We start from the raw sequence: 13445 nt of genomic DNA on the forward strand, positions 1-13445 counted from the left end.
GCCGGCGGGACAGGTGGTACGAGTGGAACAGGAGGATCGGCTGCGGCCGGAAATGCGGGCGCACCCGGACACAGCGGCGACCCGGGCGCTGCCGGGCTAAACGGGGCCTCCGGCTAGCCCGGTCGCCCGCGCCAAGCACAGTCTGCGGATCTTTTTCCGCCTGCCGTCCGCGGCCGAGTGCGAGGCGGGTATCAGCGCAAACAGAATGGGGCCGGTGTCTAAAACCTCGGATGCCGGCCAACTAATGTGGCACGTGGACCATCTTTCCCGCCTTTGCGCACGGTTCCCAAAACCCAGCAGTTCAGATGCCGGGCCGTCAGTATGGCCAACGCCCGGTCGGTGTCTTCGGGACCCACGACGGCGATCATCCCGACGCCCATGTTGAACGTCTTTTCCATCTCTTGCCGCACTACCCGGCCACGCTGGGCGATCATGGCGAACACCGGTGCGGGTGTCCAGGTGCCTCGGTCTACTTCGGCGACCAGACCGTGCGGAATGACCCGTTCCAGGTTGCCGGCCAGCCCGCCGCCGGTGACATGGCAGAACGTGCGGACATGCGTTTCGGCGGCGAGCGCCAAGCAGTCCTTGGCGTAAATCAGGGTGGGCTCCAGCAATTCTTCGCCCAGAGTCCGACCGAACTCCTCCACGTAACCGGCGAGGTTCATCCGGTCTATCTCCAGCAGGACCGCGCGGGCCAGCGAGTATCCGTTGGAGTGCAGACCCGACGACCCCATCGCGATGATCACGTCGCCAGGTTTCACCCGCTCGGGACCCAGCACGTCGTCGGCCTCCACCACACCGACACCGGTGGCCGAGATGTCGTAGTGATCGGGTTCCATCAACCCGGGATGTTCCGCGGTCTCGCCACCCAGCAGTGCGCAGCCAGCGCGCACGCAGCCCTCCGCGATGCCGCTGACGATCGCGCGCACCCGTTCCGGCACCGTGCGACCGACCGCGATGTAGTCCTGTAGAAACAGCGGCTCGGCTCCGCAAACCACCAGGTCATCGACCACCATCGCGACCAGGTCGAGGCCAACGGTGTCGTGTTTGTCCATTGCCTGCGCAACCGCCAGCTTGGTGCCGACACCGTCGGTGGAGGCGGCCAGCACCGGTTCGCGGTAGCCGCCGCGCAGCGCGAACAATCCGGCGAAACCGCCTAGTCCGCCACGCACCTCGGGTCTGGTGGCCTTCGTTGCCAGTGGCTTGAACATCTCGACGGCGCGGTCACCGGCGTCAATGTCCACCCCCGCCGAGGCGTAGGTGATGCCCTGGTTGGTCAGGCCTGTGAGGGAGCTTTCTGGACTTTGCGGCGGTTCCGTCATCGCGATAAAGGCTACCGGGCGGCACGCACCACCGGTATCGGCGACCGGCGCTCTTCGGCCGACCGCCTATCGGAATCGGTAAGGGGGTTGCTTGGTCAGCGACCGATCGGAACTTCATCGGCGGCAAAGTCACCAAGTCCGGCTCCGCGTGCCGCGTTGGCGAGCATTTGCTCGATGACGTTTTTGCCCAGCGCGGTCTCGCTGGGCAGTTCGATGGGGTAGACGCCATCGAAACAGGCGGTGCACAGCCGGGAGGCGGGTTGCTCGGTCGCGGCGATCAGCCCGCGCAGTGAAATGTATCCGAGCGTGTCGGCGTTGATGGCATGCCGGACCGCTTCGAGCATCTCGGCCTCGGCCTCGACGGCGTTGGCGATCAGCTCCGCCGGCGAGGGGAAGTCAATTCCGTAGAAGCACGGCCACTTCACCGGCGGTGAGGCGATGCGCACGTGGACTTCCACGGCGCCGGCCTCCCGCAGCATGCGCACCAGCGCACGCTGGGTGTTGCCCCGCACGATCGAGTCGTCGACGACGATGAGCCGCTTGCCGCGGATCACCTCTTTGAGCGGGTTCAGCTTCAACCGGATGCCGAGCTGGCGGATGGTCTGCGACGGCTGGATGAAGGTGCGCCCGACGTAGGCGTTCTTCATCAGCCCCTGCCCGTACGGGATGCCGGACCCCTGGGCGTATCCCACGGCGGCGGGAGTTCCCGACTCCGGCACCCCGATGACCAGGTCCGCGTCCACCGGGCATTCGCGGGCCAGCCGACGACCGATCTCCAGCCGGGTGGCGTGCACCGACCGGCCGGCCAGCGTGCTGTCGGGCCGTGCCAGGTAGACGTATTCGAAGATGCAGCCTTTCGGCGTGGGGTTGGCGAAGCGGCTGGACCGCACGCCGTCGGCGTCGATCGCCAGCAATTCGCCCGGTTCGATGTCGCGCACGAAGGATGCGCCGACGATGTCGAGCGCAGCGGTTTCCGAGGCCACCACCCAGCCGCGATCCAACCGCCCGAGCGACAGCGGCCGCACACCGTGCGGGTCTCGGCAGGCATACAGCGTGTTCTCGTCCATGAACGTCAGACAGAACGCGCCGCGCACGGTCGGCAGCAGTTCGAGCGCAGCCTGTTCCAGGGTGGAATCGGCCGAACCGTGCGCCAGCAGCGCGCCCAGGATGTCGGAGTCGGTTGTCGCCGGAGCGGGGCAGCAGCGGCCACCGATCAATCCCGCTTCGCGGGCGCGAGCGGCAAGGGCTGCGGTATTGACGAGGTTCCCATTGTGTCCCAGGGCGACCCCGGTGCCGGCCGCGGTATTACGGAACACCGGTTGGGCGTTTTCCCAGGTCGTGTCGCCCGTAGTGGAGTAGCGGCAGTGCCCGATGGCGACGTGGCCCTGCATGGCCGCCAACGTCTGCTCGTCGAATACCTGGCTGACCAGGCCGAGGTCCTTGAAGACCAGCACTTGCGAGCCATCGGCTACCGCGATCCCCGCGGCCTCCTGGCCGCGATGCTGCAACGCGTACAGGCCGTAGTACGTGAGTTTGGCGACGTCTTCCCCGGGTGCCCAAACCCCGAATACACCACACTCTTCACGGGGCGAGTTCAGGTCTTGCTCGGGCTGCTGGACGGTCACGGTTAGGCGACTCCCTGGGGCGCGAATGGTGACGTATAGGGAGTCTACGGGTAATCCGCGCGTGTCGCCGAATCGACGTGGCGTGTCCGGGGCCCGCAAGTCTTGCCGGTATGCCGGCGCAGCGGCGGAATGAGGCCGATATTCAGGCCGACAGATTCACCAGCGGCAGCCACGACGCGATGTCGCGCGCCCGCGGACCTGACAGGATCAGCCCTCCGTTGGCCGCCGCGTCCTCGATCGTCAATAGTCCGGTGACCAGCAGCAGCCAGGTGCGCGGAGCCGTTTCCACGACATTGGGCGGGGTGCCGCGGGTGTGCCTAGGCCCCGAAACACATTGCACCGCCGCGAACGGCGGGATCCGGACCTCGACGCTGGCGCCGGGAGCCAATGCGGACAAGGTGCGCGCGGTGAGCCGAACCGCCGTCGCCAGCGCATCCCGGTCAGGTGCCGGGCGCGTCTCGTCGCGCAGCCAGTCCGCAACGGCCAACACAGCCTGCCGAGTCTTAGCCGGATCGGCTTTACCGCGAGTGGCCATGCTCTAGGGTCTCAGAATCATGGATCCGCGAACGCGGCCACCGTACAAGATCATCGGTCTGCTGGGGCTGATGGTGTTGGCGCTCGTCGGCACCGGGCTCTACGCCCAGTTTCGCGGAGCTTTCATCCCGAAGACCAAGTTGACGATGCTGGCACCGCGCGCGGGTCTGGTGACCGACCCGGGCGCCAAGGTCACCTACAACGGTGTGCAGATCGGGCGGGTGGCCAGCATCTCGGAGGTCACGCGGGACGGCGTTCCGGCGGCCAAGCTGGTACTGGATGTCGATCCGAAGTACATCGACTCGATTCCGGCCAATGTGGGCGGCGAAATCAAGGCGACGACGGTCTTCGGCAACAAGTACGTGTCGCTGATGTCACCGAAAATCGCTGACCCACAACACATCACCCCGTCCATGGTGATCAACGCGACGGCGGTGACGACGGAATTCAACACGCTGTTCCAGACGCTGACGGCCATTGCCGAAAAGGTCGACCCGGTCAAACTCAACCTGACGCTGGGCGCGGCCGCTCAGGCCCTGAGCGGCCTCGGGGACAAGTTCGGCACCGCACTGGTCAACGGCAACGCGATCCTCGACGACGTGAACCTGCGGCTGCCGATGGTCCGGGCCGACATACAGGGCCTGGCGGCCCTGGGCGACGTCTACGCCGACGCGGCGCCGGACCTGTGGACTGCACTGGACCAGGCAGTCACCACCGCGCGAACCATGAACCACGAGCAGGCCGGCCTTGATGCGGCATTGCTGGCGGCGGTTGGGTTGGGCAACAACGGTTCTGACGTGTTCGGTCGCGGCGGACCCTACCTGGCCCGGGGGGCCGCCGATCTGGTCATCCCTAGCCAACTGCTCGACGAGTACAGCCCCGAAATCTTCTGTACCATCCGCAACTACAACGAAGTCGGGCCCAAAATCCGCGCTGCGCTCGGCTTCACCGGCTACTCGCTGGGGGCCGCTTCCGGCAGCATTACCGGCGCACCCAGCCCCTACATCTATCCGGAGAACCTGCCGCGGGTCAACGCCCGGGGAGGACCCGGCGGGAAACCGGGGTGCTGGCAACCGATCACTCATGACCTGTGGCCCGCCCCGTTTCTGGTGATGGACGTCGGCGCCAGCGTGGCGCCCTACAACCATGTCGAACTCGGCCAGCCGATGTTCACCGAATATGTCTGGGGACGTCAGTTCGGCGAGTACACGATAAACCCCTGACGGAGACCGGAGGCGGGAAAATCGATGGGGCTCTGGCCGTTGCGGCTGCTTGCCGCTGCGCTGGCACCGGTGCTAGCGCTCACCGGTTGTAGCAACGCCGGGCGACATTCGGACGCGGTCGCGCACAACTGCCGCACCTTGGCCGCCGACCCGGGTTGGTATGGCGACAACCGCGAGCGCATCGACGCGATGATCGACCGGCTGGGCAGCTGCGGCAAGGCCGAATCGGGCACCGCCGGCGCTCCCCTGGCGTTGTTCGACTGGGACAACACCATGGTCCGAAACGACGTCGGCAACGCCACGTTCTATTGGATGATCAACAACTCCAAAATCCGTCAACCCGCCGCCGGCAACTGGTCCACCACCAGCGCATACCTCACCACTGAAGCGGCAGCGGCGTTGGCCGCCGCCTGCGGCGGCCTCGCGGACCCCGGACAACCGCTGCCCACCGGCTCCAACAGGGGCTGCGCTGATGAGCTGGTGGCCGTTTATACCAAGCACGAAACCCGTTCGGGGGCTTCGGCGTTCACCGGTTACAACCGCCGCCGCATACAACCCGCCGACGCCTGGGCGGCCCAGCTGCTCGCCGGCTGGACCGAGGCCGAGATCACCGATTTCGCTACCGAAGCCAGGAAGCAGAACCTCGACGCCACCCAGGGATCTGAGCAGACCGTGGGCAGTACCCGACAGACCGGATGGGTGCGCTACCACACACAGATGCGTGACCTCGTCGGCACGCTGCTGGCCAACGGGTTCGACGTGCGGATCATCTCCGCGTCGGCCGAGCCGGTGGTCCGGGTGTGGGCGGCCGCCATCGGCATCCCGGCCGACCACGTGATGGGCGTGCGCACCGACCATGACGGTGACATCCTGACGCCCCGGCTTGGGTGGTGCGGCGGCGAACCGTCGATGCCCTTCAACGAGGGCAAACGGTGCCGGATCAACGAGCAACTGTTCGGTGTCCAGGGCGCAGCCGCGTTCCAGCAGTCTCCGGAGCAGCGTCGGCAGGTGTTCGCCGCGGGCGACTCGGACGGAGACGTGTCGTTCGTCACGGACGCGACCGCGCTGCGCCTCGTGCTGAATCGCAACCAGATCGAGTTGATGTGCTGGGCCTACGCCAATGCCGACGGCAAATGGATGGTCAACCCGGTCTTTATCGATCCCCTGCCGATGAGCCCGCCCTACCCGTGCGCAACCCGGGGATTCGACGAGCCCGGCGGCGGCCAGGCGCCGCTTCGCCAAGCCAACGGCACCGTGTTGCCCGACCAGCAGGACCGGGTCCACTGAAACTGAACTCGGTGATACGCAGCCGCACCCAAGCAGATTGCCAGCGGGTAGCCAGGCGGTGCTAAATCGGCTGTCGCCCAAGCGTTGTAGACTTGGCTCACAACGCATTCCTGCGCTTCGATAGCGGGCAGCGCTCTCACTCTGCACCGGCGCACAAAGTGTGAGATCCTCTCCGTGCCGTAATCACCTCATACCTAAGGCGGTGTTCCGATGCCCAGAATCCCTTCGTGCGATGGCGGCCGGCCCGCCGAGCGTAGCCTGGCTCCCATCATCGTCACCCGGCGCGGCAAAATCGCCCGCCTGGAATCCAGCCTTACCCCGCACGAGGCACAGCTCGAGGACCTGGTTTTCGTGCGAAAGGCATTGAACCGGGCCAATATTCCGTTTCTGTTGGTTCGCAACCACAAGAACAGGCCGATCCTGGCCGTCGACATCCGACGGCGTCCCGCGGTCGAGCATGCCCTCGCTGCGGCGTGCATCACCGAGCCGATGTACGCGAAGACAATCGATCAGAAGGGCGTTCCTGCGGTGTTGCTGGCCAATGGCCGGCTTTCCGCAATGGGTGACCCGCGGATCCTCAGGCTGTATCGGCAACGGATTGCGCCGGGCGGATTCCGGTATGGTCCGGCGTTCGGAGTTGAGCTTCAATTCTGGGTTTTCGACGAAACGGTGATCCGTTGTCCGGTGGAGAACTCACTGACCCGCAAAGTGTTGCCCCGCAATGAGCTGGTCCCGGCGACCGTCAAGTTGTACGGGTACAAGTGGCCGACGCTGGAGGGAATGTTCACGCCCCATGCCAGCGACGTGACATTCGACATTGATCTGGTGTTCTCCTGGGTCGACGGCAGTGACCCGGTTTTCCGGGCGCGGCGCGCCGCGCAAATGTCGCAGTACGTGGTGGGCGAAGGCGACGACGCCGAAGCGCGAATCAGGCAAATTGACGAGTTGAAATACGCGCTGCGGTCGGTGAACATGTTTGCCCCGTGGATCCGTCGCATCTTCATTGCGACCGATTCAGCCCCGCCGCGGTGGTTGGCCGACCATCCGAAAATCACGATCGTTCGGGCCGAGGACCACTTCTCGGATCGTGCCGCATTGCCTACCTACAATTCGCATGCGGTGGAGAGCCAGCTGCACCACATTCCGGGGCTGAGCGAGCATTTCCTGTATTCCAACGACGACATGTTTTTCGGACGGCCGGTCAAGGCCAGCATGTTCTTCTCCCCCGGCGGCGTGACGAAGTTCATCGAGGCCACGACCCGGATAGGGCTGGGCACCAACGATCCGGCCCGCAGCGGTCACGAGAACGCGGCCCGAGTCAACCGGCGGCTGCTGTTCGAGCGGTTCGGGCAGTTGATCACGCGCCATCTCGAGCACACCGCGGTCCCGCTGCGCAAAAGCGTGCTCATCGAGATGGAAAGGGAGTTCCCGGAGGAGTTCGCGTGCACCCGGGCCAGCGCGTTCCGGTCGGCCACCGACATCTCGGTAACCAACTCGCTGTACCACTACTACGCGCTGATGACCGGCCGTGCCGTCCAACAGGAAAATGCCAAGGTCCGCTACGTCGACACCACCACCCGTGCGGGCCTGGACCTGCTGGAGGAATTGCGGAAGCACCGCCAGTACCACTTCTTCTGCCTGAACGACGGCAGCTTCCCCGAAGTCGACCCGGCCGAGCGGGCACAACGGGTGGTCAGTTTCTTGGAGCGGTACTTTCCGATCCCCGCGCCGTGGGAGAAGGTCGCCGCGGACGTCAGCGGGCCGGACCCGGCCGCGCCGCTGGCGTCAGCACCATTGGAGGCTGGCTGAACAGCGAATCGCGCCGTGACGGCTCGATGAACATCCCGCTTTCGGCGATCTGACGTTTCGCCTGGGCGGGAGAGACAAAGGTGCCCACGGTTTTTCCGCTGCCGAGCGGGATCACCGAATGCACCACGGTGTCTTGGTAGACGTGCACCAGGTTGCATCCCTGCGCGCCGTCCCTGCCGCGGGTTGCGCCTGCGGCAACGGTGAGGTCCTGGGTGTAGCAGGTGGCCGACGCTACCGACACCGGGATCCCGACGAAGGTGGCGTTCGTCGAGTAGTGCAGGTGCCCGGCCAGAATGGACCGCACGTCGCTGCCCTCGAGCACCCGGCCCAGGGCGGCCTGATCCCGGAGTTCCACCGTGACCGCCAAATCCAAGACACTGGGGATCGGCGGATGATGCAGCGCCAAGATGGTGCCATGCGGCGCCGGAGTCGCCAATTGCGTGGCCAGCCAACTCAATTGGGAACGTCGCAGTTCGCCGTGATGGCATCCGGGTACCGAGGTGTCCAGGGTGATGATCCGCAAGCCGTCGATCATGTGCACCCGGTCCAGCGGCGCCATCGACGGCGCCTCGTCGAGCAGGAAGCTGCGCAGCGCTGCCCGGTCGTCATGGTTGCCCATCACCCAGATGAGTTCGGCGCCAAGCTCGGTCGCGAACGGTTCCACCACTGCTCGCAGCTTGCGATACGCCTGCGCCTCGCCGGTGTCGGCCAGGTCGCCGGTAAAGACGATGGCATCCGGGCTCATTCCGGAGTGGGTCAGCTGGTCGAGCAGCTCACCCAGCCGGCCGTCGGCATCCACAGCGCCGTATAGCGGACCATCCCCGCCGACGAGATGCGTGTCGCTGATATGCAGAAGAATGTATTCCGGCCGCGGATGCTCCGCGGCCCTAAGTCTGTGCACCTGAGGTGCCAACCCTCTCGGTCTGGTGATCGCTGGAAAAGCACAGCCCGTCAAGTATAACGGCGTGCCAGCGTGCCCGCAGCGCTCGCCCGCCGGCGCCGCTGGACGGTCAGCGCCGCGACCGCGCCGGCCTCATTGATCGCCAAGTGCGTCAGCATCGGCGCCGCCAGGCTGCCACAACGCTCGGCGAGCCATCCGAACACCCACCCCGCCAGGCCGGTGACCAGCACCGTGGGCGCCAGCGGCGCGCCCGTCGCGCGCGCGTCGGCAATGTGGGAAAGTCCGAAGGCGCCGGCCTGCAGCAGCCGCCCACCCGCCGTGCCGAATGCCTGAGTCCCGGCGGTGGCCAGCGCCGCGCGAAACGCGGCCTCCTCGGCCCACACCGTGCCGATGGGTATGTGCAGTACCAGCCAACCCGGCACCGACGACGGCAAATCGCGTTCGGACATCGACAAGCGCACCGCGGGCACCGGTGTCGTCGCCGCGATCGCCGTCGTCGCCGCGGCCGCGGCCGTCGAGCCCAGCCGCAACCCCGCCCACAACCGCGGCGGACGAAGACCTAATGGCGCCCGGGTCAGCCACACCAGCAGCCACCCCAGACCCGCCTGCAGCGGTACCCGCCAGGCAGTGGGCAGCCGCGGGGCGACAAAACTCCAGCCGACCAGGCCGGCGGCCAAAGACGCTGCGCGAAAACGACTTACCCGAAGAATCGCGGGAGCACCGCCTCGGAAGTCTGGCGCAGCTCGGCCAGCGACACCGTGAACAATCCGTGGAAGTCGATGACCTCCGAGGCCTGATCGACGACGCCGATGCGAACCGCGGGCAGGCCGCGCGCCTCGCACATCGCCCGGAACCGGCTCTCTTCAGTGCGCGGCACCGCGACCAATGCCCGGCCCGCCGACTCGGAGAACAGCATCACGAAAGGATCGGTTCCTTCGGGAAGCACGATCCGGCAACCGGTTTCACCCGCCAGCGCTGCTTCGACGACGGCCTGGGCCAGCCCGCCTTCGGACAGGTCGTGCGCCGCGGACACCAGGTCGTCGCGCGAGGCCGAGCGCAGCACCTCGGCCAGCAGCCGCTCGCGGGCCAGGTCGACTCTGGGCGGCAGGCCGCCCAGGTGGTCGGCGGTCACCTGGGCCCAGACGGATCCGTCGAACTCGTCGCGGGTGTCGCCCAGCAGCATCAGCGTTTCACCGGGCTCACGGCCGAGCGCGGTGGGAAGTCGTCGACTTACATCGTCCAAGACGCCGAGCACCCCGACCACCGGCGTGGGCATGATCGCTGTGGACCCGGTTTGGTTGTAGAAGCTGACATTGCCGCCGGTCACCGGAATGCCCAGGGCCGCACAGCCATCGGCCAGTCCGCGGACCGCCTGGGCGAACTGCCACATCACGCCGGGATCTTCGGGCGAGCCGAAGTTGAGGCAGTCGGTCACCGCAACCGGGGTGGCGCCGGTGACGGCGACGTTGCGGTACGCCTCGGCCAGCGCGAGCTGGGCGCCGGCGTAGGGGTCCAGCATGGTGTAGCGCCCCGACGCGTCGGTCGCGACCGCGATGCCGCGACCGGTCGACTCGTCGATGCGCAGCACGCCGCCGTCGGCGTGCTCGGCCAGCACGGTATTGCCGCGCACGTATCGGTCGTACTGCTCGGTGATGAACGCCCGGCTGCACAGGTGCGGACTGCCCAGCAGCGCAAGCAAAGTCGCGCGCAGCTCGGCCCCGGTGACCGGGCGCGGCAGCTTGGCCGAGGTGTCGGCGTTGAGGGCCTCCTGCGACTCGGGGCGGGCGACCGGGCGGTGGTACACCGGCCCCTCGTGGGCCACAGTGCGGGGCGGGACATCGACGACGGTCTCGCCGCGCCAGCTGATCCGCAACCGGTCACCGTCGGTGACTTCGCCGATCACGGTGGCCAGCACCTCCCACTTGCGGCACACCGCCATGAAGGCGTCCACGTTCTCCGGGGCGACCACCGCGCACATGCGTTCCTGCGACTCGCTGCAGAGCACCTCGGCGGAGGTCATGTCCTTGGCGCGCAGCGGGACGGCATCGAGCCGGATCGTCATACCACCGTCGCCGGCAGAAGCTAATTCCGAAGTGGCACAAGCTAACCCGGCTCCACCGAGGTCCTGGATGCCGATCACCAGCCCGCCCGCGTATAGCTCGAGGCAGCACTCGATGAGCACCTTCTCGGTGAACGGGTCGCCGACCTGAACCGAGGGCAACTTCTTCCGCGCGGCGCCGTCGGCGCCATCAGCACTAAAGGTGTCCGACGCCAGCACCGACACCCCGCCGATGCCGTCGAGCCCGGTGCGCGCGCCGAACAGGATGATCTTGTTGCCGGTGCCCGAGGCGAACGCGAGATGCAGGTCCTCCTGACGCAATACGCCGACGCATAACGCGTTCACCAACGGATTTCCGGCATAGCACGGGTCGAAGACGGTCTCGCCGCCGATGTTCGGCAGGCCCAGCGAGTTGCCGTAGCCGCCGATACCGCGGACCACGCCGTCGACGACGCGGCGGGTATCGGGGGCATCGACCGCACCGAACCGCAACTGGTCCATCACCGCGACCGGACGCGCTCCCATGGCCATGATGTCGCGCACGATGCCGCCGACCCCGGTGGCAGCGCCCTGGTAGGGCTCGACGTAGGACGGGTGGTTGTGTGATTCCACTTTGAACGTGACGGCCCAGCCGTCGCCGATGTCAACCACGCCGGCGTTCTCACCGATGCCGGCCAGCATCGCGGCGCGCATCTCGTCGGTGGTGGTCTCGCCAAAGTAGCGCAGGTGCACCTTGGAGGACTTGTACGAGCAGTGTTCGCTCCACATCACCGAGTACATGGCCAGCTCGGTATCGGTGGGCCGACGACCGAGGATGTCACGGATCCGCTGGTACTCGTCGTCTTTGAGGCCCAGCTCGTGGAAGGGTTGCGGTTGGTCGGGGGTGGTGGCGGCATGTTCGACGGTGTCACTCACGTGGGTCTGCGCGCTCGTCACGCCAGACAGTCTAGGTCGGGCGATCGTTGTCGCCGAGCGTGACGTCAGCGCGAGTATTTCGCCAGATTCTCACAGCCACGTCACGCTCGGCGAGACGCTCGAGTCACCGTCCCGCCACACAGAACAGGTTGCCCTCCGGGTCGGCCAGCACCACCCAGCGGAAGTTCTCACCAAACTGGTGCCGCTCCACCTCGGTGGCACCGCCGGCGGTCAACCGCGCCACTTCGGCATCCACGTCCTCGGCGGTGAAATCCAGATGCACCCGGTTCTTCCCGGGTGTGGGATCGGGCACCTTCTGAAACCCCAGCCGCGGCCCGTCGGAGCGGGTCACCACGATGAATTCGCCCGGCAGCAACTCGCGTGTCTTACCGCCGAAGTGCTCGGCCCACCAGCCGGCCAGCCGCACCGGGTCTTCGCAGTCGAAAGTGACCATCTCCACGCTGAGCGCCATACCCCAAGACCCTATGCCCCGGGTGACAAAAACGCTTGCAACGCGGCTGCATACGCGGCGACGTCGTGGGCGCCCATCAGCTCCCGTGCCGAATGCATCGCAAGCTGGGCAGCACCCACGTCGACGGTGGGGATGCCGGTCCGGGCCGACGCCAGCGGCCCGATGGTCGACCCGCACGGCAGGTCGGCCCGATGCTCATACCGCTGCAGCGGCACACCGGCCTGCCGGCAGGCCATGGCGAACGCCGCAGCGGTGCGTCCGTCGGTGGCGTATCGCAGATTCGGGTGCACCTTGAGCACCGGCCCGGCGTTGACTTCGATGAGGTGGCCCGGCTCGTGCCGATCGGGGTAATTGGGGTGGGTGGCATGGGCCATATCGGCGGACGCCAGCAGCGACGCCGGCAGCAGCCGCAGGAAGTCCTCCCGGTTGCCGCCGGCGGCCAGCACGATCCGTTCCAATACGGAACCCAGCAGGTTGGACTGCGCGCCGCGGTCCGAGGACGAGCCGACCTCCTCATGGTCGAACATCACCAAAACCGGCAGCACATCGCGCGGCTGCGCGGAAAGCAATGCTTCCAGCCCGGCATAGCAACTGGCTTGGTTGTCCAGCCGCGGCGCGCTCAGCAGGCCACTGTCGGCCCCGATCAGCGCCGTCGGGGTCAGGTCATGGGTCATCAGGTCTGCGGCCAGCACGTCGGACGCGGTCACGCCGGCGCGGTCAGCGACGTACTCGACGAACGAACCGGGCGTCTCGCCAACGCTCCAGACCGCGTTGACATGCCGTTGGGGATCCAGCGTCAGCGACTTGCGGTCCTCGGCCAGATGGATGGCCAGCTGCGGAACCCGAAGAATCGGCTCGTCGATGCGGACCAGCCGGTGGCGCACCCCGGAGCCGTCTCGCACCGACAGCCGCCCGCTGATGCCGAGGTCGCGGTCCAACCAGGAGTTGAGCCACGCTCCCCCGTACGGCTCCAGCGCCACCACCCGCCAGCCGGCGACCAGCCGGTCCGGGTGCTGCTTGACCCGCAAATTAGGACTGTCGGTGTGCGCGCCGACGATCCGAAACGGTGTCAAGGCGTGATTGCTGCTCCAGGCGACCAGCGAGCCGGCCCGGACGGTGAAGTAGCGGCCCGGCTGCTGCGGCCAGCGGTCGGTTTCGCCGAGTTCGGTGTATCCGGCGTCCAGCAACCGCCGGGCCGCGGTGGCGCAGACGTGAAACGGCGACGGCGAGGCGTCGATGAACTCGCCGAGGCCTCGCGCGCTGGCTGTGGGTGGGGGCCCGCCGGACATGCTCACCAT

Annotated in this window: 11 protein-coding genes; 3 read left to right on the forward strand and 8 right to left on the reverse strand. The window is 67.0% G+C overall.

Going from position 1 to position 13445, the window contains the following annotated elements; genetic code table 11:
- Positions 1 to 218: 218 nt before the first annotated feature.
- The 3 genes from purM to B4U45_RS10530 form a co-directional block, all read right to left on the reverse strand.
- A complete protein-coding gene (gene purM, locus B4U45_RS10520) occupies positions 219 to 1322 on the reverse strand; it encodes a phosphoribosylformylglycinamidine cyclo-ligase (protein WP_075547480.1) in 1104 nt (367 codons plus the stop codon).
- Positions 1323 to 1417: 95 nt separating this feature from the next.
- Positions 1418 to 2947: an amidophosphoribosyltransferase gene (purF, locus tag B4U45_RS10525; protein WP_075547479.1), complete on the reverse strand. Its 1530-nt coding sequence runs from the start codon at positions 2945 to 2947 to the stop codon at positions 1418 to 1420.
- A gap of 142 nt (positions 2948 to 3089) precedes the next feature.
- A complete protein-coding gene (locus tag B4U45_RS10530; protein ID WP_075547478.1) occupies positions 3090 to 3482 on the reverse strand; it encodes a sterol carrier family protein in 393 nt (130 codons plus the stop codon).
- Between the two features lie 19 nt (positions 3483 to 3501).
- Between B4U45_RS10530 and B4U45_RS10535 the strand changes: the two genes are divergently transcribed.
- The 3 genes from B4U45_RS10535 to B4U45_RS10545 all read left to right on the forward strand — a co-directional run bounded on the left by B4U45_RS10535 (position 3502) and on the right by B4U45_RS10545 (position 7800).
- Positions 3502 to 4704 carry an MCE family protein gene (locus B4U45_RS10535; protein WP_075547477.1) on the forward strand — a complete coding sequence of 401 codons (1203 nt, stop codon included), beginning with the start codon at positions 3502 to 3504 and terminating at the stop codon, positions 4702 to 4704.
- A 24-nt stretch (positions 4705 to 4728) separates the two neighbouring features.
- Positions 4729 to 5991 (forward strand): haloacid dehalogenase-like hydrolase, encoded by a 1263-nt coding sequence (locus tag B4U45_RS10540; RefSeq protein WP_183155050.1) that lies wholly within the window; start codon positions 4729 to 4731, stop codon positions 5989 to 5991.
- A gap of 210 nt (positions 5992 to 6201) precedes the next feature.
- A complete protein-coding gene (locus tag B4U45_RS10545) occupies positions 6202 to 7800 on the forward strand; it encodes a stealth family protein (protein ID WP_075547476.1) in 1599 nt (532 codons plus the stop codon).
- Here B4U45_RS10545 and cpdA read toward each other — a convergent pair.
- The 5 genes from cpdA to B4U45_RS10570 form a co-directional block, all read right to left on the reverse strand.
- Entirely contained in the window at positions 7745 to 8701 is a 957-nt protein-coding gene (gene cpdA, locus B4U45_RS10550) for a 3',5'-cyclic adenosine monophosphate phosphodiesterase CpdA (RefSeq protein WP_075547475.1), read from the reverse strand. The genes B4U45_RS10545 and cpdA overlap by 56 nt on opposite strands.
- A 50-nt stretch (positions 8702 to 8751) precedes the next feature.
- Positions 8752 to 9411, reverse strand: coding sequence for an Rv0804 family intramembrane glutamic endopeptidase (locus B4U45_RS10555; protein ID WP_089025246.1), 660 nt, complete (start codon positions 9409 to 9411; stop codon positions 8752 to 8754).
- Complete coding sequence (purL, locus tag B4U45_RS10560) at positions 9399 to 11675, reverse strand: phosphoribosylformylglycinamidine synthase subunit PurL (RefSeq protein WP_089025245.1); 2277 nt, start codon at positions 11673 to 11675, stop codon at positions 9399 to 9401. The genes B4U45_RS10555 and purL overlap by 13 nt, the downstream gene beginning before the upstream one ends.
- Positions 11676 to 11799: 124 nt before the next feature.
- A complete protein-coding gene (locus tag B4U45_RS10565) occupies positions 11800 to 12147 on the reverse strand; it encodes a VOC family protein (RefSeq protein ID WP_075547472.1) in 348 nt (115 codons plus the stop codon).
- Positions 12148 to 12158: 11 nt separating this feature from the next.
- Positions 12159 to 13445 (reverse strand): M18 family aminopeptidase, encoded by a 1287-nt coding sequence (locus B4U45_RS10570; RefSeq protein ID WP_089025247.1) that lies wholly within the window; start codon positions 13443 to 13445, stop codon positions 12159 to 12161.

The organism is Mycobacterium persicum, from assembly GCF_002086915.1.
GTDB classification, from domain to species: Bacteria; Actinomycetota; Actinomycetes; order Mycobacteriales; family Mycobacteriaceae; genus Mycobacterium; species Mycobacterium persicum.

Excerpts from the sequence above, each read along its gene's own strand:
- purM (WP_075547480.1), bottom strand. The coding sequence starts at position 1,322 with ATGACGGAACCGCCGCAAAGTCCAGAAAGCTCCCTCACAGGCCTGACC.
- B4U45_RS10530 (WP_075547478.1), bottom strand. The coding sequence starts at position 3,482 with ATGGCCACTCGCGGTAAAGCCGATCCGGCTAAGACTCGGCAGGCTGTG.
- B4U45_RS10535 (WP_075547477.1), top strand. The coding sequence starts at position 3,502 with ATGGATCCGCGAACGCGGCCACCGTACAAGATCATCGGTCTGCTGGGG.
- B4U45_RS10540 (WP_183155050.1), top strand. The coding sequence starts at position 4,729 with ATGGGGCTCTGGCCGTTGCGGCTGCTTGCCGCTGCGCTGGCACCGGTG.
- B4U45_RS10545 (WP_075547476.1), top strand. The coding sequence starts at position 6,202 with ATGCCCAGAATCCCTTCGTGCGATGGCGGCCGGCCCGCCGAGCGTAGC.
- B4U45_RS10565 (WP_075547472.1), bottom strand. The coding sequence starts at position 12,147 with ATGGCGCTCAGCGTGGAGATGGTCACTTTCGACTGCGAAGACCCGGTG.
- B4U45_RS10570 (WP_089025247.1), bottom strand. The coding sequence starts at position 13,445 with ATGGTGAGCATGTCCGGCGGGCCCCCACCCACAGCCAGCGCGCGAGGC.